Annotated in this window: 23 protein-coding genes and 1 tRNA gene; 12 read left to right on the top strand and 12 right to left on the bottom strand. The window is 65.1% G+C overall.

The genetic code is table 11. The features are described from left to right. The first annotated feature begins 2 nt into the window (after positions 1–2). Positions 3–251: a hypothetical protein gene (locus HSR6_RS10385; protein ID WP_070365804.1), complete on the top strand. Its 249-nt coding sequence runs from the start codon at positions 3–5 to the stop codon at positions 249–251. A 506-nt stretch (positions 252–757) separates the two neighbouring features. Here HSR6_RS10385 and HSR6_RS10380 read toward each other — a convergent pair. The 7 genes from HSR6_RS10380 to HSR6_RS11245 form a co-directional block, all read right to left on the bottom strand. Further along, positions 758–840, bottom strand: a tRNA-Leu gene (locus HSR6_RS10380). A 38-nt stretch (positions 841–878) separates the two neighbouring features. After that, positions 879–1,394, bottom strand: a complete 516-nt coding sequence (locus HSR6_RS10375; protein WP_071933562.1) for a peptidylprolyl isomerase — start codon at positions 1,392–1,394, stop codon at positions 879–881. Positions 1,395–1,431: 37 nt separating this feature from the next. Then, a complete protein-coding gene (locus tag HSR6_RS10370) occupies positions 1,432–2,550 on the bottom strand; it encodes an ORC1-type DNA replication protein (RefSeq protein WP_071933561.1) in 1,119 nt (372 codons plus the stop codon). Between the two features lie 64 nt (positions 2,551–2,614). Beyond that, positions 2,615–2,953: a hypothetical protein gene (locus HSR6_RS10365; RefSeq protein ID WP_070365801.1), complete on the bottom strand. Its 339-nt coding sequence runs from the start codon at positions 2,951–2,953 to the stop codon at positions 2,615–2,617. 2 nt (positions 2,954–2,955) lie between these two features. After that, positions 2,956–4,359 (bottom strand): sodium-dependent transporter, encoded by a 1,404-nt coding sequence (locus HSR6_RS10360; RefSeq protein WP_394327103.1) that lies wholly within the window; start codon positions 4,357–4,359, stop codon positions 2,956–2,958. Positions 4,360–4,616: 257 nt separating this feature from the next. Continuing rightward, entirely contained in the window at positions 4,617–6,599 is a 1,983-nt protein-coding gene (locus HSR6_RS10355) for a helix-hairpin-helix domain-containing protein (RefSeq protein WP_071933560.1), read from the bottom strand. A 41-nt stretch (positions 6,600–6,640) separates the two neighbouring features. Continuing rightward, positions 6,641–8,059 (bottom strand): twin-arginine translocase subunit TatC, encoded by a 1,419-nt coding sequence (locus tag HSR6_RS11245; RefSeq protein ID WP_071933559.1) that lies wholly within the window; start codon positions 8,057–8,059, stop codon positions 6,641–6,643. Positions 8,060–8,157: 98 nt separating this feature from the next. On the opposite strand from HSR6_RS11245, the gene tatC reads away from it, so the two are divergent. The 4 genes from tatC (at position 8,158) to HSR6_RS10330 (ending at position 12,117) form a co-directional block, all read left to right on the top strand. Then, positions 8,158–10,350 (top strand): twin-arginine translocase subunit TatC, encoded by a 2,193-nt coding sequence (tatC, locus tag HSR6_RS10345; RefSeq protein ID WP_071933558.1) that lies wholly within the window; start codon positions 8,158–8,160, stop codon positions 10,348–10,350. A gap of 15 nt (positions 10,351–10,365) precedes the next feature. Further along, on the top strand, positions 10,366–11,094 hold the full coding sequence (locus tag HSR6_RS10340; protein ID WP_071933658.1) for a hypothetical protein: 729 nt from the start codon (positions 10,366–10,368) through the stop codon (positions 11,092–11,094). A gap of 130 nt (positions 11,095–11,224) precedes the next feature. Beyond that, entirely contained in the window at positions 11,225–11,404 is a 180-nt protein-coding gene (locus HSR6_RS10335; protein WP_070365796.1) for a ribbon-helix-helix domain-containing protein, read from the top strand. After that, positions 11,401–12,117: a queuosine precursor transporter gene (locus HSR6_RS10330; protein ID WP_070365795.1), complete on the top strand. Its 717-nt coding sequence runs from the start codon at positions 11,401–11,403 to the stop codon at positions 12,115–12,117. Before HSR6_RS10335 ends, HSR6_RS10330 begins: the two co-directional genes overlap by 4 nt. Here the strand turns inward: HSR6_RS10330 and HSR6_RS10325 are convergent. The 3 genes from HSR6_RS10325 to HSR6_RS10315 are packed head-to-tail and all read right to left on the bottom strand — an operon-like array spanning position 12,114 to position 15,580. After that, positions 12,114–12,878: an RlmE family RNA methyltransferase gene (locus HSR6_RS10325; protein ID WP_071933557.1), complete on the bottom strand. Its 765-nt coding sequence runs from the start codon at positions 12,876–12,878 to the stop codon at positions 12,114–12,116. The genes HSR6_RS10330 and HSR6_RS10325 overlap by 4 nt on opposite strands. A 53-nt stretch (positions 12,879–12,931) precedes the next feature. Then, positions 12,932–14,413, bottom strand: coding sequence for an aldehyde dehydrogenase family protein (locus HSR6_RS10320; RefSeq protein WP_071933556.1), 1,482 nt, complete (start codon positions 14,411–14,413; stop codon positions 12,932–12,934). A gap of 51 nt (positions 14,414–14,464) precedes the next feature. Beyond that, the gene (locus tag HSR6_RS10315) at positions 14,465–15,580 is read right to left on the bottom strand and encodes an NAD(P)-dependent alcohol dehydrogenase (RefSeq protein WP_071933555.1); all 1,116 of its coding nucleotides are present in this window, start codon (positions 15,578–15,580) and stop codon (positions 14,465–14,467) included. Positions 15,581–15,820: 240 nt separating this feature from the next. On the opposite strand from HSR6_RS10315, the gene HSR6_RS10310 reads away from it, so the two are divergent. From HSR6_RS10310 to HSR6_RS10280, 7 genes are all read left to right on the top strand, one after another. Further along, on the top strand, positions 15,821–16,564 hold the full coding sequence (locus HSR6_RS10310) for a DNA polymerase sliding clamp (RefSeq protein ID WP_070365793.1): 744 nt from the start codon (positions 15,821–15,823) through the stop codon (positions 16,562–16,564). A 45-nt stretch (positions 16,565–16,609) separates the two neighbouring features. Next, complete coding sequence (gene hjc / locus HSR6_RS10305) at positions 16,610–17,101, top strand: Holliday junction resolvase Hjc (protein ID WP_071933554.1); 492 nt, start codon at positions 16,610–16,612, stop codon at positions 17,099–17,101. A 143-nt stretch (positions 17,102–17,244) separates the two neighbouring features. Next, positions 17,245–17,565 (top strand): MarR family transcriptional regulator, encoded by a 321-nt coding sequence (locus tag HSR6_RS10300; RefSeq protein ID WP_071933553.1) that lies wholly within the window; start codon positions 17,245–17,247, stop codon positions 17,563–17,565. Then, complete coding sequence (locus HSR6_RS10295) at positions 17,562–17,897, top strand: hypothetical protein (protein WP_071933552.1); 336 nt, start codon at positions 17,562–17,564, stop codon at positions 17,895–17,897. The genes HSR6_RS10300 and HSR6_RS10295 overlap by 4 nt, the downstream gene beginning before the upstream one ends. Positions 17,898–17,964: 67 nt before the next feature. Next, positions 17,965–19,221 (top strand): DNA double-strand break repair nuclease NurA, encoded by a 1,257-nt coding sequence (locus tag HSR6_RS10290; protein ID WP_071933551.1) that lies wholly within the window; start codon positions 17,965–17,967, stop codon positions 19,219–19,221. A gap of 84 nt (positions 19,222–19,305) precedes the next feature. Continuing rightward, the gene (locus tag HSR6_RS10285) at positions 19,306–21,117 is read left to right on the top strand and encodes an ATP-binding protein (RefSeq protein WP_071933550.1); all 1,812 of its coding nucleotides are present in this window, start codon (positions 19,306–19,308) and stop codon (positions 21,115–21,117) included. 50 nt (positions 21,118–21,167) lie between these two features. Further along, positions 21,168–21,584, top strand: a complete 417-nt coding sequence (locus tag HSR6_RS10280) for a universal stress protein (RefSeq protein WP_070365786.1) — start codon at positions 21,168–21,170, stop codon at positions 21,582–21,584. Here HSR6_RS10280 and HSR6_RS10275 read toward each other — a convergent pair whose 3' ends face one another. Together HSR6_RS10275 and HSR6_RS10270 are read right to left on the bottom strand one after the other, a co-directional pair. Beyond that, on the bottom strand, positions 21,585–22,052 hold the full coding sequence (locus HSR6_RS10275) for a DUF5813 family protein (protein WP_070365785.1): 468 nt from the start codon (positions 22,050–22,052) through the stop codon (positions 21,585–21,587). Between the two features lie 46 nt (positions 22,053–22,098). Further along, on the bottom strand, positions 22,099–22,332 hold the full coding sequence (locus HSR6_RS10270; RefSeq protein WP_070365784.1) for an Lrp/AsnC family transcriptional regulator: 234 nt from the start codon (positions 22,330–22,332) through the stop codon (positions 22,099–22,101). Between the last annotated feature and the right edge of the window lie 49 nt (positions 22,333–22,381).

The following is a 22,381-nucleotide window of genomic DNA, read 5'->3' as shown; positions in this document are numbered from 1 at the left end:
CGATGGCAGCCGAACGACACTTCCAGCTACACCCCGAGTATACAGACGACGACGGTAATTTCTTCGCCGTCGATACCAGCGGCCAGTTCTACCTGCTCTCCGACACGGCGCCCACCGACGACCGGGTCGACGTCAGCGAACTCAGCGACGGCATGCGAATGCTCGCGATCGACGATGAGGAGGTCGTCGCCGATCTGGTGCTGTCCGACGATCTGGGGCCCGACGAGGTGCCCATCGTCGACGGGTTCTGACTCAGAGTGGCGGAGAACCAGCCGTTCGAAAACCCGCTCACTGCAGCCTGAAAGTCGTGACAATGGCCAGCCGCTAGCGGTCTTTTTCCTCACGCTTTTGCGAGGGGCTGCGAAGCACCCGCTCGGAAAAAGTGAGAGCGGCTCACGGGTCGTCCCTCCCCGTTCGCCATCGAGGTCTCACGAACTTCAACAGCCGCTAGCGGTCTTTTTCCCCAAGTTTTTGCGAGGGGCTGCGAAGCAGCCCCTCGGAAAAAGTGGGAGTTGGCTCGCGGTTTCACCGCTCGCCATCGAGGTCTCACTGCGTTCGACCTCGCATGCGAGGGATGGGATTCGAACCACGGTCGGAGCAAAGCACCTCCCTACTTCGAATCTGCGTCTGCTCGTTCGCTCATAAATTCGCTCACTGCGCGGGTCAGGATTCGAACCGGAGGAAGATTCGCTCCCGCTGGTCGCTCGTCTTCCAGGGCTCGAACCCATCCGTCTCGTTCGCTCGAAAACTCGCTCACTGCGAGGGATGGGATTCGAACCCACGGACTCCTTCGAGAGCGGGTCTTAAGCCCGCCGCCGTTGGCCACTTGGCTACCCTCGCGCGCTATCGTTCGTGAAGAAGTGGGTAAGCCCTTTCGCTTACTCTTCGATCGTGACCGATTCGAGCAGGATGTCCTTTTTGGGGTAGTCCTGACGGTCGGTCTTCGCGCCGGCGATCTCCCGAACGACGTCCATCCCGTCGGTTACTGTCCCGAAGACGGCGTGCTTGTCATCGAGGTGGGGCTGGGGGGCCAGCGTGATGAAGAACTGCGAACCGTTCGTGTTTGGGCCGCGGTTGGCCATCGAGACGGTCCCGGCCTCGTCGTGGCGCAGGTCCTCGTGGAACTCATCGTCAAAGGTGTAGCCAGGGCCGCCGCGCCCGGTTCCGGTCGGATCGCCGGTCTGGATCATGAAGTCCCCGATGATCCGGTGGAACGGAACGTCGTCGTAGAGCGGTTCGCCCTCGACCTCCGTCTCGGTCTCGGGGTCGACCCAGGTCTTCTCACCGGTCGCCAGGCCGACGAAGTTCTCGACGGTCCGGGGCGCTCGCTCGTCGTAGAGTTCGATCTCGATGTCGCCTTCTGTCGTGTGCAGCACTGCAGACAGGTCTCCCATGGGTGAAAATGCCGCTCTGCGGGGAAAACCCTGCTGCTTAGCCCAGTCGATTCAGCACCGCCTCCGGGTCGTAAGCCAGGCGCAGCGACCGGGAGCGCCCGCGCCCCTCCAGGGACTCGTACTCGGCCTCGATGAGTCCCAGATCGTCGAGTTTGTTGACGATCTCGGTGTACCGAGTATACCCCAGGTCCGTCTCCTCGTGGAACGTCTCGTAGACGGCCCCGGCCTGCTCGGCGTCGGTCTCGGCGATGACTGTGAGGAGGATGCGCTCCGGGTCCGAGAGCCCCTCCAGGTGTCGTTCGAGGTGGACGTGACGGGCGGTGTCGAAGGTCTGCTCGATGTCTCGATGTTCGATCGTCTTGCTGGCCCGTCCCTCCGCGTTGAGCCCGGCCCGTCTGAGCAGATCGATGCCCACCCGAAGGTCGCCGGTTTCGGCGGTCCGCGCGGCCACCTCGTCCAGGACGTCCGGCGGGACGACGTCGGGCCGGAACCCGACCTCGATACGGTTCGAGAGGATGTCGACGATCTCCGAGGTGTCGTACACCGGGAAGTACGCCTCTTCCGGCCGAAACACGCTCTGCACCCGACTGTCGAGGCCCTCGATGATGTCCAGATCCAGGTCCGAGGAGACCAGGATGACCCCGATCTTCGTCCCCGGGTGAGCCTCGTGAGCACGTAACAGCGAGTAGAGGGTCTCGGAGGCCTCGTTCTCGTAGAAGAGGTAGTTCACGTCGTCGAGGGCCACTACCAGCACGGTCTCTTCCTCGGTGAGCTTCTCGGCGATCTGGCCGAAGAGCTTCTTGAAGGAGATGCCCGACGCCGGCGGCTCGTAGTCGAAAAGCGCCCGGAAGATCCGGGAGAAGACCGCATACCGGGTCGAATCCACCTGGCAGTTCACCCGGACCGCCCGCACCCCCGGCTGGGCGTCGAGTTCGCCGAAGACTTTCTGGATCGCGGTCGTCTTGCCCGTCCCCGGTGGCCCGGTGGCGAGGACGTTGAGCGGTCTCGCGCCCCGGGTCGCTGGTCGCAGGGCGTGGGTCAGCGTCTCCAGTTGCGTGTCCCGGTGGTCGAAAACTTCCGGGACGTAATCGATCTCGAAGACGTGCTCGTCCCGGAAGATCGACTCGTCCCAGGAGAGCATGTCTTCGTCCGCCATGCTGTCAACCGAGCCACCACGGCCACTTAACCCTTCCCGCCAAAAAATCAGTCCGCGAACCGATTCAGTCGGCTGCCGATTCCTCGCCGATGGTTTCGAGGGCCCTGATCTCGCTCTCGGACCAGTCGTAGAACGGCTCCTCGTTCTCCCGCAGGATCTCGACACACTCGTCGTGACGGTCGACCGCCTCCTCGTGGTATGGATCGCCGGGGTTGTTCTCGATCCAGTTTCGCAGGTCTGCCAGCGCGGTCGGGGAGTAGGTGTCGATGGTCCCCTGGCGTCTGATGAGATCGAGTTTGCGGTCCTCGTCGGTCAAGGTGCGATACATCGCCCAGCCGCCGACCCCCCAGAGGAGGACGATCGAGCCGAGCATCATGACCCACGTGATTGGTGCCAGTGCCATGATCAGTCACCTCCCGAAACGGCCGGCCGTTCGTCCTCTGTCTGCATGTTCAGTGCCTGGGCCAGTCCGAGACTCGTAGCGAGGATGATCGCCATGAGCGCGAGGCCGCCGAACATGAGCGTCTCGTTTTCGGTTCCCAGACTCGTCACCGCGCCGTAGGCCATGATGAACAGCATCACGGCCGGAATGACAAAGCGGACGATCGGGTTCCACCACTGGCCGATGTGGATGTCGGCGTTGCGGTTCAGATCGAGCACGCGACCCCGCTCGGGTTTGAACTTCCAGCCGACAAGCGAGATGACCGCCAGCGTGGCGATCGGCAGGCCGAAGTTCCCGAACATGTAGTCCATCGTTCCCAGGAAGTTCTGGGAGAGCGCGCTCGGCACGCCCAAAAGCCAGATCAGGCCGACGACTCCCACGACGGTCTGACTCCGGGAGAAGCCCAGTTCTTCGTCGAGCGTGGTCACGATTGGTTCGGTCAGCGCGAACGCGGACGTGAACGCGGCGAAGAAGAAGCCGAGGAAGAACACGATCGCCCAGAGGCCGCCACCCGGCATCTGCGGGAAGACCTCGACCAGCGAGATGAAGGCCAGACTCGTCCCCGCGGTGGGCTCAAGCCCGAAGGCAAAGACCACCGGGAAGACTGCGAAGATCGCGAGCAGGCCGATGCTGGTGTTCCCGACGGCCGTGAACAGTGCACCGCCGAGGGGCACGTCGTCGTGCTTGCGGAGGTAGCTCCCGAAGGTCAGGGCGACCCCCCAGCCGAGGCCGGTGGAGAAAAGCGCCTGCCCAAGGGCCGCGACCCAGGTCTCCCCGCGCAGGAAGTAGTTCCAGTCGGGGTTGAAGGCAAAGGAAAGGCCCTCCATGCCGCCGGGAAGGGTCACGCCGCGGATGGCGACCGCGACCAGCGCGATCGCCATCAGCGGGATCATGTACTTCGCCATCCGCTCGACCCCGTCCTTGATCCCCAGGGAGAGGACGGCGGCCACGCCGATGGCCACCGCGGTGTGGGTCCCGACGGTCAGCGCGGGCGAGTTGATGAAGCTATCCCAGAAGACCTCGGGCTGGAACGCGGAATCCATGAAGGTGAAAAGCACCGAGTGGACCGCGTAGTACAGGATCTCGCCCACGAGCGGCAGGTAGTAGGTCATCAGCGCGAAGTTCACGATGACCACCACGAACCCGAGCCCGCGCAGGGTCTTGTCGTCGAAGATCTGTTTGAACGTCCCGATGACGCCTTTCCCCGTGTACCGACCGATCATCGTCTCGGCCATCAGTCCCGGGATGGCGATGACATACAGCAGGATGATGTAGGCGAGCAGGAACGCGCCGCCGCCGTTCATCCCGGTCGTATAGGGCATTCGCCAGATGTTGCCGGCACCGACCATTGCCCCAATCATCGCCATCATGAACCCGAAACGGGTCCCCCACTCCTCACGCGACGTGGTCGCTTCTTCTGTCATGTGTCACCCATTGCCACAAGACTTCCCATTTCACTTAACTGTTGTGCCGCTCTGCAATAGGGGGATTTACGGGCAATGTCCTGTAATATTATACTAAGATTTACTTGTCCAAAATTTATGATAGGCTGTTTCGGCAACAGCTGATTTCTACGCTCAAAAATCGGCAATATAGTCCGTCTTATTTTGCCGACCTGTTTCGATCAGAACTTTTCGAGCAGCGCCCGGTAGAACGCTTCCGTCCTGCCCTCGGTGTCTCCCTCTGCCAGTTTCTCGACGATCAACTCGGGTGTCGAACGGGCCAGGTGGTCTTTCTCCGGGGAGCGTTTGACCTGCAATTCGCCGTTTTCGAGCCCGAGCGCCCGAATCCCGTCGACCGTGACCGGGGTCTCACAGGCTTCCCGCACCCCGGCCGCGAGATGGGAGACGATGACCGCCGTGGCCTCGCTCTCCTGGAGGGCCTCGATGATCCCGGCGATGATCTTCGCCGAGGCCCCCGGCTCGGTGATGCTCTCGAGTTCGTCCACGAGGACGAGTTTGGTCGCTCCGCCCGCGGACAGCGAGGCGAAATCCCGGAGCGTGGTCTCCAGCGCGCCGGCGTCGAGGGTGCCACTGGATTTTGCGTGGTAGTGAATCTCCTCGATTTCGGGCACCCTGGCCGCGGTCGCCGGCACGGGTAGCCCCATGTGGGCCAGGATCGTGATCGCGGCGATCATGTCCAGGGTCGTGGTCTTGCCCCCGCTGTTCACTCCGGAGAGCAGCGCCACGTCCTCGACCGCGTAATCGACCGGTTCGACGGCCTCGGGCGGTTCCGCAAGCAGGGGTGACCGACCGCCCTCGATCTCGAACCCGCGTCCAGAGCGGTCGGCCATCACACAATCGAAGTCCGCCGCGAATCGCGAGATGGCCTGCTCGACGTCGAGTTCCAGCGCCCGCCGGACCAGTCCCCGGACTGGCTCGCGAGCCCCCGCAAGCTCCTCGGCCAACTCGCGCTTGACCTGTCCGGCCCGGCGGTCCCGGGCGGTCGTCAATGTCTCTTCAAGTCGGGACAGCGCCGACTCGTTTCGCTCGACCGGAAACGTCGGCTCCTCCGGGAAGACCCGCGCTGCCGCGGTGGCTTCCTCGTCCTGGAGATCGAGTGCCTCCACGAGGTGGTTCCGGGCGGCTTCGATAGCGCCATCGAACTCCTGGGTCAGCTCCCGGGCGAGGATCGAGTCCACTCCCGCTCCCCGCTCGGCCAGCGAGAGCAGGTCGGCCCCGTCGACGGTCACGTCGGTTTCCGAAATCGCCTCGGTGAGCCGGTCGTTCGCGATCGATTCGGCCGTCGAGACGGCCTCCTCCAGGTCATCGACGGCCGCAGCGAGCCGGGTCAGTTCGGCGTCGGAACTCACCTGCCCGTCGTCCTCGATCCGGGAAAGCGACCCCGCAAGTGCGTCCAGGTCGAGTTCACACTCCAGGTTCGCGACGCGATGCACCTCGATCGCGGCCCGGATCGACTCGCGGTTCGCCCCGTAGAAGGCGAGCACTCGCTCCGGAACCAGCTCGGCAGGATTCTCCAGGGCGTCGGGTTCGACTCGAACGTCACCGTCGACCTCGACACCCGCAAACTCCCGGTCGAGGGCGATCACGGTCGCATAGCCTCGCGCGAGGTCGGCGAGCGCCCGGGCGTCGGAGACCAGCTCGACGCTCAACTCCGGGACCGCCTCGGTCGCCCGACTGTAGGTCTCGGCGTCGGTCGTCGCCAGACAGCGGTCTCGTACTCTGACCGCCCCGGGCTCGGAGAGCGGTTCCAGCCCCGTCAGGGCCTCCCGAACGGGCTCCCCGAACTCTCGCGCCATCGCCCGTTCGGCGACGGCACGGGTCTCCGCGATGCGGGCGGGCACCGCACTCGGATAGAAGGTCTCGATCCGTTTTCGGCCGTAGTCGGTCACGGCACGCTCGGCCAAAAGCGAGCGCAGGCCGTCGTAGACCGCTTCGGCGCGGTCGGTCGCGAGAAACCCGCCGGGATCGTCGTGGCGGTGACGAATCGCGTTTCGGACGATGCGGACGGCCCGCCCCTGTGAGATTCCGGGGACTGCAGCGATCGCGGCGACGTCACCGCGCTCCAGGGCCTCGACCGGGTCCTCCAGGGTGGCAAGCGCCTCGCGGGTCTTCGGGCCGATCCCGGGGATCGCCTCGAGCTCCATCGAGTCCACGGTTCACCCCGAGGGGCTAAACGATTGGGGAGTCACCCGTTCCCGCGGCCGGTCCAGCGGAGCAAGAGCAACGTGCCCTCGAAGAGCCCGATCATGGTTACAGCGACGAGGAACGGGGCCATGCCGGTCGGGTCCGGGCTGAAGAGGAAGGCGATCGCCAGGAACACCCCCCAGATGATGAGTCGGCGCTCCTCGAGCCAGGTCCGGGTGGTCAGGCCCATCATGATCGCGAGCATGACGAAAAGCGGGATCTGAAAGACCACCGCGAGAAAGCCCAGGAGGACCAGCATGAGCGAGAAGGTCTGTCCGAGCGCGAAGGCGATGTCCACCACGTCACGCGAGTACTGCAGGAAGTAGGTCATCACCGCCGGCAGGATGAGGAAGTACCCAAAGAGCAGTCCCACGAAGGCAAGGACCAGGCTCGTCGGGACGGCGGCGAGATAGTAGCGTCGCTCGTGGGGGTAGAGTCCGGGTCGCATGAACGCGTACGTTTCGTAGACGAAGACGGGTAGCGCGAGAACCAGCCCCAGCAGGCTCGCCGCCTTGAGCTGGGTGACCACGAGCTCCAGTGGGTGATAGACGTGGGGCTTCGAGATGTCACTCGGGAGCACCGAGTACCAGAGGAAGTTGATGAACTCCTCGCCGTAGGGGAACGCGAGCAGACTCACCGCGCCCGCGATGACGACGACCACGGCGACCCGCTTGACCATCTCCTCGATGTGCTCGGTCAGCGGTTGTTCCTGGTCCTCGGCCGGGCCGGTCTTGCGCTCGATCGGCGTCGTTTCCGTCTCGCTTTCGGGAGTTTCGGTGTCGGACTCCTCGTCCGTGTCTTCTGGCTCGTCGGTCGTCTCTTCGGCTTCGTCCGTGTCTTCGGCTTCCTCCCCCGTGTCCGCCGTCTCGTCGGTCGTCTCTTCGGCTTCGTCCGTGTCTTCGGCTTCCTCCCCCGTGTCCGCCGTCTCGTCTTTCGTCTCTTCAGCTTCGTCCGTGTCTTCTGGCTCGTCGGTCGTCTCTTCGGCTTCGTCCGTGTCTTCGGCTTCCTCCCCCGTGTCCGCCGTCTCGTCTTTCGTCTCTTCAGCTTCGTCCGTGTCTTCGGCTTCCTCCCCCGTGTCCGCCGTCTCGTCTTTCGTCTCTTCAGCTTCGTCCGTGTCTTCTGGCTCGTCGGTCGTCTCTTCAGCCTCGTCGGCACCCTCCGCTGGCTCGGTGGTCGAGCCGTCCGCATGCGTCTCCGCTTCTCCAGAATCGTCGGATTCGTCCTCGGTTTCCGCCGCCTCGCTTTCATCGTCGGTCCCGCCTGTGGCGTCGAAAGCGTCCGTCTCGTTCGGTTCCGCATTGTCCTCGGCGTCGAGATCGACGATCTCGGTGCGGGAATCCTCGGAGTCCTGACGGTCCGCTCGCTGCTCGTCGGCGTCCGTCGGCTCCTCGTCCGAGCCCTCGCTCGGATCCCGCGACATGACCCCAGATAGGCAACGGCGTCGTTATGGGCCTTTTCGTTTTCCGACCGTCCCCAGAGAAGAAGATTGATAGTGGACACTGGGATAGGCCCAACACGATGAGTGCCTCGGGGCCGATAGACGCGGATACCGCTCGATCGATCGAGAGCGGTCGGCAAACCCTCGGGGCGATCCTCAAGACCGCACAGAACCGCTTGAAGGTGGTTTTCGTCGCCTTCGTCGTGGGCCTTTTCGCCGGTGTGATCGCGATGCGGCTCTACATCTGGCCGACACTCAAGCGGGACCTGCTCGCCCGCGGGGCCGCAGTCATCGCCCAGACGCCCTTCGACGTGATCCTCCTCCAGGTGAAGATCGGGCTGGCGGTCGGGATCATCTTTGCGCTGCCGGTGCTCCTGTACTACTCGAAGCGACCGCTGGCCGAGCGAGGCCTGATTCCCGATCTGCATGTCCCCCGCTGGAAACTCGCCATCGTGGCGCTGATGGCGGTTTTCCTCTCGACCATCGGCATCGTCTATGCCTACTTCCTCTTCTTCCCGATCATGTTCACGTTCCTGGCGGGCAACGCCCTGGGGGCCGGACTCGCACCGCTTTACTCCATCGTGCACTGGACGGAGTTCATTCTCGTGCTGGCGCTGTCCTTCGGGCTTGCGGCCCAGCTCCCACTGTTGATGACGGCTCTTTCCTACACGGAGATCGTCCCCTACGAGACCTTCCGGGACAAGTGGAAGTACGCCGTCATCGCCATCTTCTCCTTCGGCGCGATGTTCTCCCCGCCGGACCCGTTCACCCAGCTCATGTGGGCCTTCCCACTCCTCCTCCTCTATGCCTTCAGTCTCTATCTCTCGAAACTGGTGACTGCCGGCAAGCGTGGCCGTCGCAATCTCGACTTTTTCGGGGCCCTCCGCCGCCGGCTCCACCGGGTCGCCGGCACGGCGGTCCTGGGCGGCGGGCTCGTCTACTGGTTCTACGGCGCGGGCGGTCTGGAGCTTTTTAACGGGTCGATCCGCCCGGCGCTCCCGACGCTCGTTCGACCCGGGCCCGTGCCCTCGGCTGCGGCCGCGCTTGATCTCTCGCAAGGGCTGGCTCTTCTGGTCGTCGTGCTGATCGGGGCTGTCGTCTTCGCCATCCTGGGCGCGCTGGTGGTGCTTTACCGGGCGACGATGCAGGCCCAGCCCGAAAATGGACTCCCGCCGAAAGCGGCGACAGGCGAGCCAGCGCCCGAGTCCGAGGAATCGCTCCCCGACATCGACGAGGTCGAGGGGGCCGAAGCCGTCCGGGCGCTGCCCATCGAGGTCTTTGCCGGCATGAGCGAGGAATCGGCGCTGGCGGCAGCCCAGCGGGCCATGGACGACGGCGACCCGGAGAAGGCAGAGGCGATCTTCGAGCGGTTCGACGACGCGCCCGAGGAGCTCAAAGCCGAGGAGGAGTCGGGCGGAACGTTCTCCCAGACCACCGCGGGCATGGTCAACGCTTTCACCGAGGAGGAGACGACCGAGGACGATATCGGCGGGTACTACCACGACATCGCCTTCATCCTCGACAGTCTGCGCTCCCGCTCCTTCCACCTGATCGGCATCTTCATGGTGGTCATGGCCGGGCTCTTCATGTTCCTCTATCGTGGTGGTATCGGCACCATCCGCGCGGATTTCATCTCCCGAATCCCCCCAGAGGTTCGACCGGACCCGGCTGCGACCCAGTGGCCGATCACGCTGCACCCGGTGGAGGCGCTGGTCTTCGAGGTCAAGATCTCGATGGTCATCGCCGCCATCGTCACGCTGCCGGTGCTGTTCTACTACGCCTGGCCGGCCCTGAGTGAGCGGGGCATCATCAGAGGCGACCGGCGTGCGGTCTCCTTCTGGGGTATCTCGATCATTCTCGGGATCCTCGCGGGGAGTATTATCGGGTATCTGTATGTCGCCCCGCCGATCATCTCGTATCTCGTCGAGGACGCGATCCGCGCCGGAATGGTGGTGAGCTACCGGGTGAACAACTTCTTCTGGATGGTGTTTTTCACCACGGCCGGGGTGGGCCTGCTCGCGGACATCCCCATCTCGATGTGGCTGTTCCATCGCGGCGGGATCATCAGCTACGAGCGCATGCGTCGGAGCTGGCGGGGGGTCGTCCTCGTGATCTTCGTGTTCTCGACGTTCTTCTCCTCCAGCAGCATCTGGACGATGTTCCTCCTCGCGGTCCCGACCTCCGCGGCCTACGTCTTTGGTCTGGGCGTGCTGTGGGTGGTCACGCTGGGCGGTAGGCGCGGCGGGAAACCACGAGCCGCCGAGCCGGCGTGACTGGAGGTGACTGACGTGAATCGTCGGCAACACCTCGACCGATTGTATGCTCTCCTGAAGGTGCTCGAAAACCGACTCGGCGGTACCCGGAAACTCAAAGACTGCACCGGCTACATGGACTGGCCCGACCGCGGGGTCTACTTCTTCCTCGAACCGGGCGAACGGCGGGACTCGACCGACCAGCTTCGCGTTACCCGGGTCGGAACCCATGCCGTTTCGGCTGGGAGCAGCACAACGCTTTGGAACCGGCTGAAACAACACTACGGGACCGGCAGTAACAGCACCAACCATCCACACGGCGGCAATCACCGGGGGTCGGTGTATCGCAAGCGAGTCGGCGAGGCGATCATCGAGAAACACGACTTGCAGGAGGACTATCCGAACTGGGGGGACCGCTGGTCGGGAATCGATCGCGACCGGGCGGAAGTTCGGGACGAGGAGTACCCCCTCGAACGCCGTGTGAGTGCATACATCCGCGAACAGCCGTTTCTGTGGATCGAGATCGAAGACGAACCCGGCCCGGACAGCGACCGGGCACTCATCGAGCAAAACGCCATCGCGCTCCTCAGCAACTTCGAGGACCAGACGATTGACTCCCGAAGAAACGATTGGCTTGGGAAACACAGTCGGAGTCGAGAGATTCGAGAATCGGGCCTCTGGAACGTGAATCACGTCGAGCAGACCCACGATGCTCATTTTCTGGACGTGCTGGCAGAAGCGATTGACGAGATGCCCCGGCGATAGCCGAATTGGGGCTCTGTTCGTTGTCTGTTCTCACCACCCCCGCGCTGCCATCGCCAGAGCCTTCAACGATGCTCTCCGAGTATTCTCTCACGAACATCATGACGCCACATTCGACTCGGGGTGAACGCTAATGCCCAAGATTAGCGTGGAGATTCCGGCCGAACTCCTTTCGGACCTCGACGAGCACGTCGGCGAGGACGGGAAGTTCGTCAATCGCAGCGACGCGATCCGGGCCTCGATCCGGAAGACCCTGGACCGACTCGACGAGATCGACGCCCGACACGACCGGCTGGAGGCCGAAGAGCAATGACTCGCCAGGCGATGCCCGCGCCGCAGGTGGCGCTGATCGGCCTGTTCGTCACGGCGTTGATCACCGCGCAGCTCACGGCCTCGAAGGTCCTCGGGTTCGAGCTGCCGTTCGCGATCCCGGTGGCCGGCGAGACCCTCGCGCTACCCGGGGCAGCCCTGGCCTACGCGCTGACCTTCTTCGCGTCGGACGTCTACGCGGAGCTGTATGGTCGGAACGCGGCCCAGATCCTCGTGAACGTGGCCTTCGGGTTGAACTTCGTGATGCTCCTGCTGGTCTGGAGCACGATCGCCGCCCCGGCAGCAGGTAATTCTCCGGTCGCGCCGGAGACCTTCGCCACGGTCCTCGGGTCGAGTACGAACATCGTGATCGCCAGCCTGGCGGCCTACCTGGTGAGCCAGAACTGGGACGTGCTGGTCTTTCACGCCCTGCGCGAGCGTACCGATGGCGCGCATCTCTGGCTGCGAAACATCGCGTCGACGGGCACGAGCCAGCTTCTCGATACCGTGATCTTCGTCGGCCTGGGCTTCTACCTGGTCCCGCGCTTTCTCGGGACCGGGGATCCGGCCCCGCTGGCCGTGGTCGCGTCGCTTTTGGTCGGGCAGTACCTCCTGAAACTCCTCATCGCCGTTCTCGATACGCCCTTCGTCTACCTCGTCGTCGGAGCGCTCCGCCGCCGAGAACAGGGCAGTAGTGCCGCGTCGACGGCCGATTAGACCGGTTCGGCGAACCCGAACCGTGGCTTCACACCGGTCACTTCGACTTCGATTTCGTCGCCGACCGCTGTGTCGGGCACAAAGAGTGTGTACCCCTCGACGTAGGCGATCCCGTCGCCGTCCTCGCCCGTCGCCTCGATGGTGACCGTCCGCGTTTCGCCAACCGAGACCGGGGCGGTCAGGTAGCCGATTCCGACCACGTACACCTCCGAGGAGGACTCCCGGGAGGCATCCGGGCGAACGATGCTGACCTTGTCGAATTCGTCCTCGACGTCCGCGACGAAGGCATCGAGGTCCCGGCCCTGGAAGACCTTCACGACGAAGTTCCCACCCGAATCCAGGAAGTCCTGGGCGACCTCGAAGGCCGTCCGGGCGAGGTGGACCGACCGGGCGTGGTCCAGGTCGTACTCGCCGGTCATGTTCGGGGCCATGTCGGAGACGACCACGTCGACCCCTTCTGGGGCCGCCTCTTCGATCTTCTCGGTCGTCGAGTCCTCGGTCATGTCCCCGCGGATCGTCTCGACGTCGTGGTCTTCGAGCGGGTCGATCCGCTGGAAGTCGACCCCGATGACCCGCCCCGTTTCGCCGACTCGCTCGGCGGCGACCTGCAGCCACCCGCCGGGAGCCGCCCCGAGATCGAGTACCGTGTCGCCGGCCGCAAGCAGCCCGACCTGGTCGTCGATCTGGGCAAGTTTGTAGGCCGAGCGGGCCCGATAGCCCTGTTGCTTGGCCTTGTTGTAGTACTGATCCTTCCGTCCCATATCCGTCAATCGAGATCAGCGGGGAAGTGGCTGACGATGGGCCAAAACCTGAGTTAGTACGGGTACTCCCGCGGCTCGTGCTGGAGGCTGATCCACTTGGTCTGGGTGAACTCGGAGATGACCTCTTCGGCGTTGTATCGGCCGATACCCGAGGCCTTCATCCCGCCGAAGGGGACGTGTGGTTCGTCGTTGACGGGCTGGTCGTTGACGTGTACCATTCCTGTCTCCAGCTGGTCGGCGATCTCCCGCCCGCGGTCCAGATTGCCGGCGTAGACGCTGCTCGAGAGCCCGTACTCGGTGTCGTTGGCGATCTCGATGGCTGCATCGACGCTTTCCGCCCGAATGACCGGGGCGACCGGGCCGAAGTGCTCGTTCGCCGCGACGGGCATGTCGTTTGTCACCCCGGAGAGGACGGTCGGTGCCAGCACGAGTGAATCCTCGACGCCTTCGACGGGCACCGTCTCGCCGCCCGTCTCGACCGTGGCTCCGGCTTCGATACTGTCCTCGATGAGCCCACGGACGCTTTCGCGCTGGGTCTCGTCGATGATCGGCCCCACGATCGTCTCCGGGTCGTGGACGCTTCCGGTGGGGAGTCCCGCCGCCTTCGCGGTGAGTTTCTCGACGTACTCGTCGTAAACCGCCTCGTGGACGACGTGGCGGTTGATCGACATGCAGATCTGGCCCTGGTGGGTGTAGGTGCCGAAGGCCCCGGCCTCGACGGCGGCGTCCACGTCGGCGTCGTCGGTGACGAGGTGGACGCCGTTCCCGCCGAGTTCCATGGCGGGAACCGCGAGGTTCTCGCCGGCCAGGCCCGCGACGTGCCGGCCGACCGCGGTCGAGCCGGTGAACGCGACCACGTCGCTCTCCGGGTGACTTGCGACGTGATCGCCGATAACCGATCCCTCGCCGGTCACGACGTTCAGGACCCCGTCGGGAAGCCCCGCCTCCTCGTAGAGTCGTGCCAGGAGGAGCCCTCCGGTGATGGGCGTGTTCGAGGCCGGTTTCAGCACGACGCTGTTCCCGGTCGCGATGGCGGCGTCGACCGCCCGCATCGAGAGGATGAGCGGGAAGTTCCAGGGCGAGATCACCGTGATGACTCCCTGCGGGACCCGCTCGACGATGTTCTCTTTCTCCGGGACGATCGAGTCGGCGTGTTCGCCCTTCATCCGCGAGGGGAACGACGCCGCTTCGAGCACCGATCCGACCGCACTCTCCAGTTCGATGTTCGCCTTGACCGTCGAGGACCCGCCTTCCAGCCGGAGCAACTTGATGATGTCCTCGGCATGTGTCTGGAGCAACTCGGCGACTTCCTGGGTGACCGCTGCCTTCCGGGTGGGCGGCTGGTCGGCCCAGTCGGCCTGGGCCGCGGCCGCTGCCTCGTAGGCCGCGTCCACGTCTGCCTCGCTCGCGGCTGGGACATCGGTAATCGGCTCCCGTGTCGAGGGGTCCTCGACGGACATCGTCTCCTCGCGGTCGGTCCACTCGCCGTCGATGTACAGTGCGTTCCAGTCGGCGTCGATCGAGAATTCGGACATTGGTGACATGTTTGTTGGTAACGTGGTTGAATGGTTCGGTTGGTGGAATGGTTACGGTTCGCTCACCCGCAGGACGGGCTTGATTACGTCCCCTGCCTCGTGATCGGCGACGGCCTGCTGGATCTCCTCGAAGGGGTATTCGGTGAGCAGTCGGTCGAAGGGGAACTTCCCTGCCCGATACAGCGCCAGCAGGTCGGGGATGAACTCGCGCGGATCGGCGCCGCCCATCGTGACGCCGGTCACGGTGCGCCCGGAGAGCAGGTCGTTCACGTCGAGACTGACCGCCGCTCCCATGGGTGGGGCCCCGACCGCTGCGACAGTTCCGGTCGGGCGGAGCACGTCGGCGGCCTGGCGCAGGACCGCCGGTTTGCCCGCCATCTCCGCGGCGTACTGCGCCCCGCCGCCGAGGTGCTCGCGGACGGCCTCGACCACGTCCTCGGTCTCGCTCGCGTCGACGGTGTGGGTGGCTCCCAGTTCGCGAGCGGTCGCCAGCCGACCGGGTTGGACGTCCACGGCGATGATGTCCGTGCTGCCCACCGCGTTGGCGGCCATCACCGCGCTCAACCCGACCGAGCCCGCACCGAAGACGGCGATCGAGTCCCCCGGCCCGACTTCGAGGGTGTTCATGACGGTGCCGGCTCCGGTCATGATCCCACACCCCAGCGGACCGAGTTTTGCCAGCGGGAGATCGTCGTCGACGGGGACCAGGCTTCGCTCGTCGACGATGGCGTGGGTCCCGAAGGAGGACTGGCCGAAGAACAACCCGTGAACCGGTTCGCCGTCTGTGTCCGTGATCGGCGTCGAGCCGTCGGTCAGCCGCTGGCCAGCGAAGTTGTACGCCTCCCAGTCCGCACAGTAGGCTGGGCTGCCCGTCCGACAGTTCGAGCAGGTGCCGTCCGACCGGAAGGACAGGACGACTCGATCGCCGGGTGTCACCGCGCTCACCTCGTCGCCGACGGTCTCGACGACGCCGGCACCCTCGTGGCCGAGGACCGCGGGCAAGGGGGTGGGCAGGTGCTGGTCCCGGACCGCCAGATCGGTGTGACAGATCCCGACACCGACGATCCGGACCCGGACCTCGCCGGCCCGCGGGGCTTCGAGTTCGACCGGCTCGATCTCGAAGGGGCCGCCCGCCTCCCTGACGACGGCCGCACGTGCAGTTGTCATTGCCGTGCCTCCGCGCCGGCTGGCGGTCTTCCGTCGCCGTGCCGTCCGGCCAGCGGTGTGGTGAGTGGTTGCATGACACTTTAGATATACTGGCCGCTTCCGATAAATTTATTCACGACATCGTCGCCGGTCGCTGACGACGGCGGGCCGAACGGATCGCTGCGAAGCCGAGAGATTCGGGTGACGGTGGCCGCCCGGGAAGGAGTGGCTTTTTAAGGCGGGTGGTCGTACTCCGGAGATATGTTTACGGCCATCGTGAGCGCCGAGACGCTCCGGACCACACTCGACTCCGTGAGCGTGTTGGTGGACGAGTGCAAGATCCACCTCACCGAAGACGGACTCGAAATCCGGGCGGTCGACCCGGCGAACGTGGGCATGGTTGATCTCGAACTCGAGGCCGCGGCCTTCGAGTCCTACGAGGCGGACGGCGGAATCATCGGCGTGGACCTCTCGCGACTGGAGGACATCGCCGGCATGGCCGATGCCGGCCAGCTCGTCCAGCTCGAACTCGACGAGGAGACCCGGAAACTCCACATCCACATCGACGGCCTGGAGTACACCCTCGCGCTCATCGATCCCGACTCCATCCGCCAGGAGCCGGACCTCCCCGACCTGGACCTTCCCGCCCGCATCGTGATCGAGGGCCGGGACATCGACCGCGCCGTACGAGCGGCGGATATGGTCTCCGATCACATCGCGCTGGGCGTGGATACGGCCGCCGAGCACTTCTACGTCGACGCCGAGGGCGACACCGACGACGTGCATCTGGAACTCGGTCCGGAGGATCTGATCTCCCTGGAGCTGGGCGAGGCCCACTCGCTTTTCTCGCTTGACTACCTCAAGGACATGAACAAGGCCATCCCGGCCGACGGCGAGGTCGTCGTCGAACTCGGCGAGGAGTTCCCCGTGAAGTTCCACTTCGACATCGCCGAGGGCCTGGGCAACGTGACCTACATGCTCGCGCCCCGGATCCAGAGCGAGTAGTCGAGCCGGTTCAGTTTTCACTTCTCACCCCGTGCCATCCGGTAGATGTCCGCCAACCGAAAGGGCGACCGCCGGGAGCGGGAACTGGTCAACGCCCTCGATGCGGCCGGATTCGCCGTCATGCGAGCCCCGGCCAGCGGAAGCGCCACGGAGCGGGAACTCCCGGACGTGCTCGCGGGGAACGGCACCGTCTTCTATGCCATCGAGGCCAAGGCCAGCGCCGCCGACCCGATCTATCTGACCAGCGAGGAAGTCGAAGCCCTGCGATATTTCGCAGAGTCCTTCGGCGCGAAACCCCGGATCGCCGCCCGGTTCGATCGGGAGGACTGGGCCTTCTTCCACCCCGCCGAAACCCTCACCGAGAACGGGGCCTACCGCGTGAAACACGACCGGGCGATCGAGGACGGCGAGCGGATCGCTGATCTCTGGGTCGAGGAACCCGATCCGGAAGCCAGACGCGAGGACGTTCGTGGAATTCTCAACGCCCTCGATACGGGCGTGATGTCAGTCGAAGAGGCCGTCGAGTCGCTGTTGTAGCTCTTCAGAACCGATCTCGGACAGTTGGAGTTACGGTGGTCGGTGGGTCTGAAATCTATTGCAGATTACCAGATTGGTTGATCAAAGCAACTTGCCTTGCTATCACCGGAAGGTCTATTACATTATATTGCGTTCTATTACACATGCCAATCAGCATCGATCGTCTCGAAAACGAACCGCCCGAGGTGTTGGCCGTCCGGGAGGGGACACAGCCCTACACGGTGCTCCAGTTCCTCGCCAAAAACGACAACCAGGCGTACACACAGACGGAGATTGCGGAGACAACGGGGATCGACCGAGGGAGTGTCGGTGCTGTTCTCTCGCGTCTCGATGATCGGGATCTCGTCCGGCACAAAGGCCGGTACTGGGCGATCGGGACGGACGACCGTCTGGCGGCGTTTGCGGCCCAGCAGCAGGCCAGTTCGATGTCGACGACCGATGATTACTACGCCGGGGAGAAATGACCGGGTACCAGCGTGGAGACGTTTTGAAAGGCCCGGACTTCTTCGGTGCTTCGCGGTTTCGGCCGTGGGTCTGTGTACACGACTCCGCTCATCCGTTCGGTGATCAAGAGGGTATCTTTGTCGCGATCACGACGACCCGTCGATCCGAAGCGATCCCGCTCACCGATACTGACTTCCAGACTGGCGGGCTGCCAAAAACCAGCTACGTCAATCCCTGGACCGTAACGACGATCAAACACGCCGATATTCAATCCCGGGAGGGCGTCCTCATCGAGCAGACGACAAACACCATCGCCGAGAAATTATGCGACTACCTCGGCGTGAACTGCTGAAGCAGGACGACTCATCATCCGCCGCCAACCCGAGGCGTGATTACGGTGGGGCCAGAACTGGCCGCTGATGACAATCGACCCCGTCCACTACGACGGGATCGCCGCCCTCGCCAGTCGCATTCGCCACGACGCCGACCCCGAGGCCCACCGGGACCTCGCCGAGACCGTCTGGGCCGAGCATCTCGATCCGCTCCGGACGGACGGGGACCCGGTGCTGGAACCGATCGAGTCGGTGGCTCGCCGGGCCGCGCCGATCGACGACCTGGCCCTGCAGGCGGCCCCCTTCGAGACGGCCCACGGCCTCGATTCCGGCACGATCAACCCGACGACGTTCAAGAACGGGCTCCTGCTCGACCTCGCGCAGGCGGCGATGGCGGCTGTGCCCTCCGATCTGGACCTCCATCGCGCCCGGACCTACATCATGCCGGTCCACTCCAACGACGCCTCCGTCAATCACGGGACGGATGGGTGGGACCCCTTCGACGAGGATCACGGCCGGGGTCGGATCGTCCAGACCGAGGCCCTGGCCCGCGACGAGGAGCGGATCGTCCACGGCCTGGCGCTCTACCTCGCCGAGAGCCACCACGCACTCGAACACGCCCACCGGGTGGAGGACGTGCTCTTCCTCGATGGCCCGCTGTATCCCAAAGGGCTGCTCCACTGGCGGGGCCGCCACGGTTCGATCGCGGAACTCGCTGGGGAGAACGATCTGGTGGCGGAGGTCCTCGAGAACTACGTCGCCCTCGTTGAGACGTTCCTGGAGCGGGAGATTCCCCTGGTCGGCTTCGTCAAGAGTCCCCAGTCCCGTGGGCTCATCAGAGCCCTCGCCGAGACGGGCCGACCGAGTCCCTGGGCGAGCGACGCGGCGTTTTTCTCGCAGGTCCTCGAACAGCGCGAGGGCGGGGGCCGCCGAAACGAGCGGGTCACGGACCAGCTTTCCTGGACCGGCTGGTTCCGCTCCAGACTCGGGGCCGATGCGGTCTTCGCCGGGCCCGAGGCGGACCTGGGGGTCACCCGCGACCGCCCGGCTCCGGACTACGAGGTCGCCTTCTTCGTGATCTACGACCCCCGGACGGAGCTCCTCTTCAAGGCTGAACTCCCCGGCGGGTTCGCGGAGGACCCGGCGGTTCGGTCGGCAGTCGAACAGTACGTGCTGCGGGGGGTGGCAGCCGAGCGTGGGCCACCGCTGCCGATCGCGAAGGCCGACGAACTGGCCCGGATCGGAAGCGAGGGCAAGGCGGAACTCGTCCGACGGCTGGAGGTCGCCTTCGACACGAGCGAGGATCGGAACTACGACGCCGAGCGGTGGGGGCCGGAGTTCTGATCGGGAGCGAGATCAATTGTTCTGGGGGGAGGGTGATCGTGCAGCGGGGGAAAGGGGTTAGTTACCTCCGAACGGAGCAGTGCCATGAGCGATCTCGGATCGTTTTCGGACTTCCGGGACAGTGAGTCGTCCGGGGACGAGGGCGGTGAGGAGCAGTCCGGCGGGAGCGGTCCCGAGGGGCGCGAGTTCGACCGCCCAGACGTGACCGCAAGCGGCAGCGATACCGGTGTCGGCGCGCTCGCCGTCTCGGAGGGCCTTCGGGTCGCCGAGGAGGCAGAGGAGAACCGGTTGCGGGCCTACGTAACGGCCCAGAACCGAACGGATATCCGCCTCGGCACGTACCTGCTCGCGCCGTATCCGGACGACGAGACACTCTTCTGTCGTATCACCGGCCTGGAGTACGCCCAGGCTTACCGGAGCGACGACGCCACCGAGATCCACGCCCGCCGGGCCATGCGCTCCTCGGGGATCGACGAACAGGATTACAAACTCATGGCCGACCTCGATCCCCTCGCGGTTCTCTATCCCGACGGCGACACCCTGCGACGGCGGGCCCCGGACCGGGTCCCGAAACCCGAGACGGTCGTCAAACACGCCAGTGACCACGAGAAGATCCGGACGGGGCTGGACCTCCCCGAGTCCGGGGCCTTTCTCGGCCACCTCTCCGTGGGTGGCGAGCGGGTGCGCACCCAGGCCACGCCGCCGACGGTGGCCTACCGCCTCGAAGACGGGGATTCGGGGGCCGACCCGCTGATCTTCCGCCACGTCCTCATCGCGGGTGGCACCGGCTCGGGCAAGACCCACACCGCGAAGAACGTCCTGCGCCAGTACCTCACCGAGGACCGGCGATACGCCATCGAACCCGGGAGCAATCGCACGCCGCGAGCGGCCGTCGTGCAGTTCGACCCACAGGACGAGTACGCCCAGATGCACGACGACAACCCGGATCTGGACGCGGCGACCGAACGCGAGTACGACCGCCAGAGCGTGGCCTCGGGCGGCCACGATGACACCGTCGCGTTCGTCCCGCAGGTCGGCACCGCCCGGTACGCTGCGGGCCACCACCGCGCCGAACAGCAGGCCTTCACCATCCCGTTTTCGATGGTCCGGGCGAACAAGTGGCTCGTCGCCGGCGGACGCCTCAACGACAACCAGTACAACGCGTTGAGCTATCTCCTCGATCGCTTCTTCGACGAACGGAGCGGCGAGGCTACCTACCAGGCCTTCCTGGATTTCCTCGACGATCCGGCGCTCAGACAGGAACTCGACGAGAGCGGCCGCGTCCACGAGGCGACCTTCGACGCCGTGAAACGCCGGGTCTCGGCGGTCCCGCGGGGGGTCTTCGACCAGGACGCCAGGCCGATCACCGACCTGGTCCACGAGTTCGTCCGGCCGGGCCGGCTCTCGGTGGTCCCGACCTACCACCTCTCCTCTACCCGGGCCGCCGAGATGGTGGTCCTCGCGCTCTCCAGTCTCCTCGTCGATCAGAAACTGTCGAGCGATCCGACCTTCGAGCGGATCAAGGAGACCCCGCTCATTCTGGGGATGGACGAGGCGCACAACTTCCTGGCGGATGCAGACAGCGTCCAGGCCCGGCAGGTGATCGGGAAGTTCACCGAGGCGGCCAAACAGGGCCGCAAGGAACGGCTGGGACTGTTCTTGATCACCCAGGATCCACAGGACATCGCGGATCCGGTGTTCAAACAGCTCAACACCCGGATCGCACTCACCCTGAGCGACGAGGACGCCGTCTCCAGTCTGAACCTGCCGACCGCACTGGAATCCCGAATCACGGACATGGAGCGGGGCAACATGGCCGTTTACTCGCCGGACAACTCCAAACCCGTCGAAGTGATGGGGCTCTCGACCTGTCTCACGCGTCACGGCCGGGATTGAACCGCCGATTGGCCCGTGGATATATGCCCGCCGCCGCCGAAATCTCTCCCATGCGAGTATTGGTACCGATCGACGGGTCCGCCCAATCGAATGCGGCCCTCGAGTACGCCGTCGACACGTTCGCCCCGGACGAACTCGTTTTGCTTCACGTCATCGACCCGGTCGAGGCCGGGTACAGCGCCGCCGCGACCATGCCCGGCTACTCCGAGGAGTGGTACGAGAATCGCAAGGAGGAGGCCGAAACGCTCTTCGAGGAGGCCACGGCCAGCCTCGACGGCATCGACACGACGACGGTCACGGAGGTCGGCCGGCCCTCCCGGGCGATCGTCTCCTACGTCGAGGAGCACGACGTCGATCACGTGGTCATGGGGAGCCACGGCCGCTCGGGGATGACCCGCATCCTGCTCGGGAGCGTCGCGGAGTCGGTCGTGCGCCGGTCGCCGATCCCGGTGACGATCGTCCGCTGATCAGGCACCCTCGCCGCCGGTCTCCCGCGCCCGGTTGCGGATCGCCTGCACTCGCTCGTCGTAGTCGTACCCGGGGACGATGCCCTCGACCCAGGTTCCTTCGACGTAGTTTGCCGCACCGAGCGCCGCTGCTGGCGCTTCGGTCGGGTCGGCCGGGAGTTCGATCGTGACCCGGAGGCTCTCACCGTCCCGCTCGACCGCTGGCTCGCCGCCCGGACTGGCGATGACCTTCCCGACATCCGCCACGCGCCGGCGGAACGTTTCCTCCCACCCGTCGGCGACGACTTCGGCGACGGTCTCCCCCTGGACTGTCGAGTCCAGCGTGGGCAGCTCCTGGGTGAGAGTCACGGTGTCGGACTCGACCGTGACACGGGCCTCGAAGTCGGTCCCGTCGATGATGAAGTCGCCGCGTTCTGTCTCCTGAAACTCGGGCCGGGAGCGGAAGGCGTCGGCGAGGGCCGCAGTCATGGCCGTTGCCATGGGCCGGGTGGCAAAAACCTCCCGGGTTGGGGCGCTAGGCCCCGCGGCTGATGTAGGTCTCCGTGTTCACCACGCCGTCGATGCGCCCGATCTGCTTGGCGACGACCTCGGAGACGGCCATCGGATCTTCGGCCTCGATCCGGGCGATCAACTCCACGTCCCCCGCGACGATGTGAGCGGTCTGGACGGCCTCGATCCCAGCGACGGCTTCGAGCAGGCGATCCGTCTCGGGCGTGTCGGCCTCGAGCAGTGCGTAGGCGACGACCATGGGACACCTTCGCTCGCCTCGCTATAAATTGGTTCGCCCCGGGCGAGGA

This window comes from Halodesulfurarchaeum formicicum, from assembly GCF_001886955.1.
In the GTDB taxonomy this organism is placed as follows: Archaea; Halobacteriota; Halobacteria; order Halobacteriales; family Halobacteriaceae; genus Halodesulfurarchaeum; species Halodesulfurarchaeum formicicum.
The sequence above is the reverse complement of the archived record's forward strand: the minus strand, read 5'-3'. Positions and strand labels throughout refer to the sequence as shown.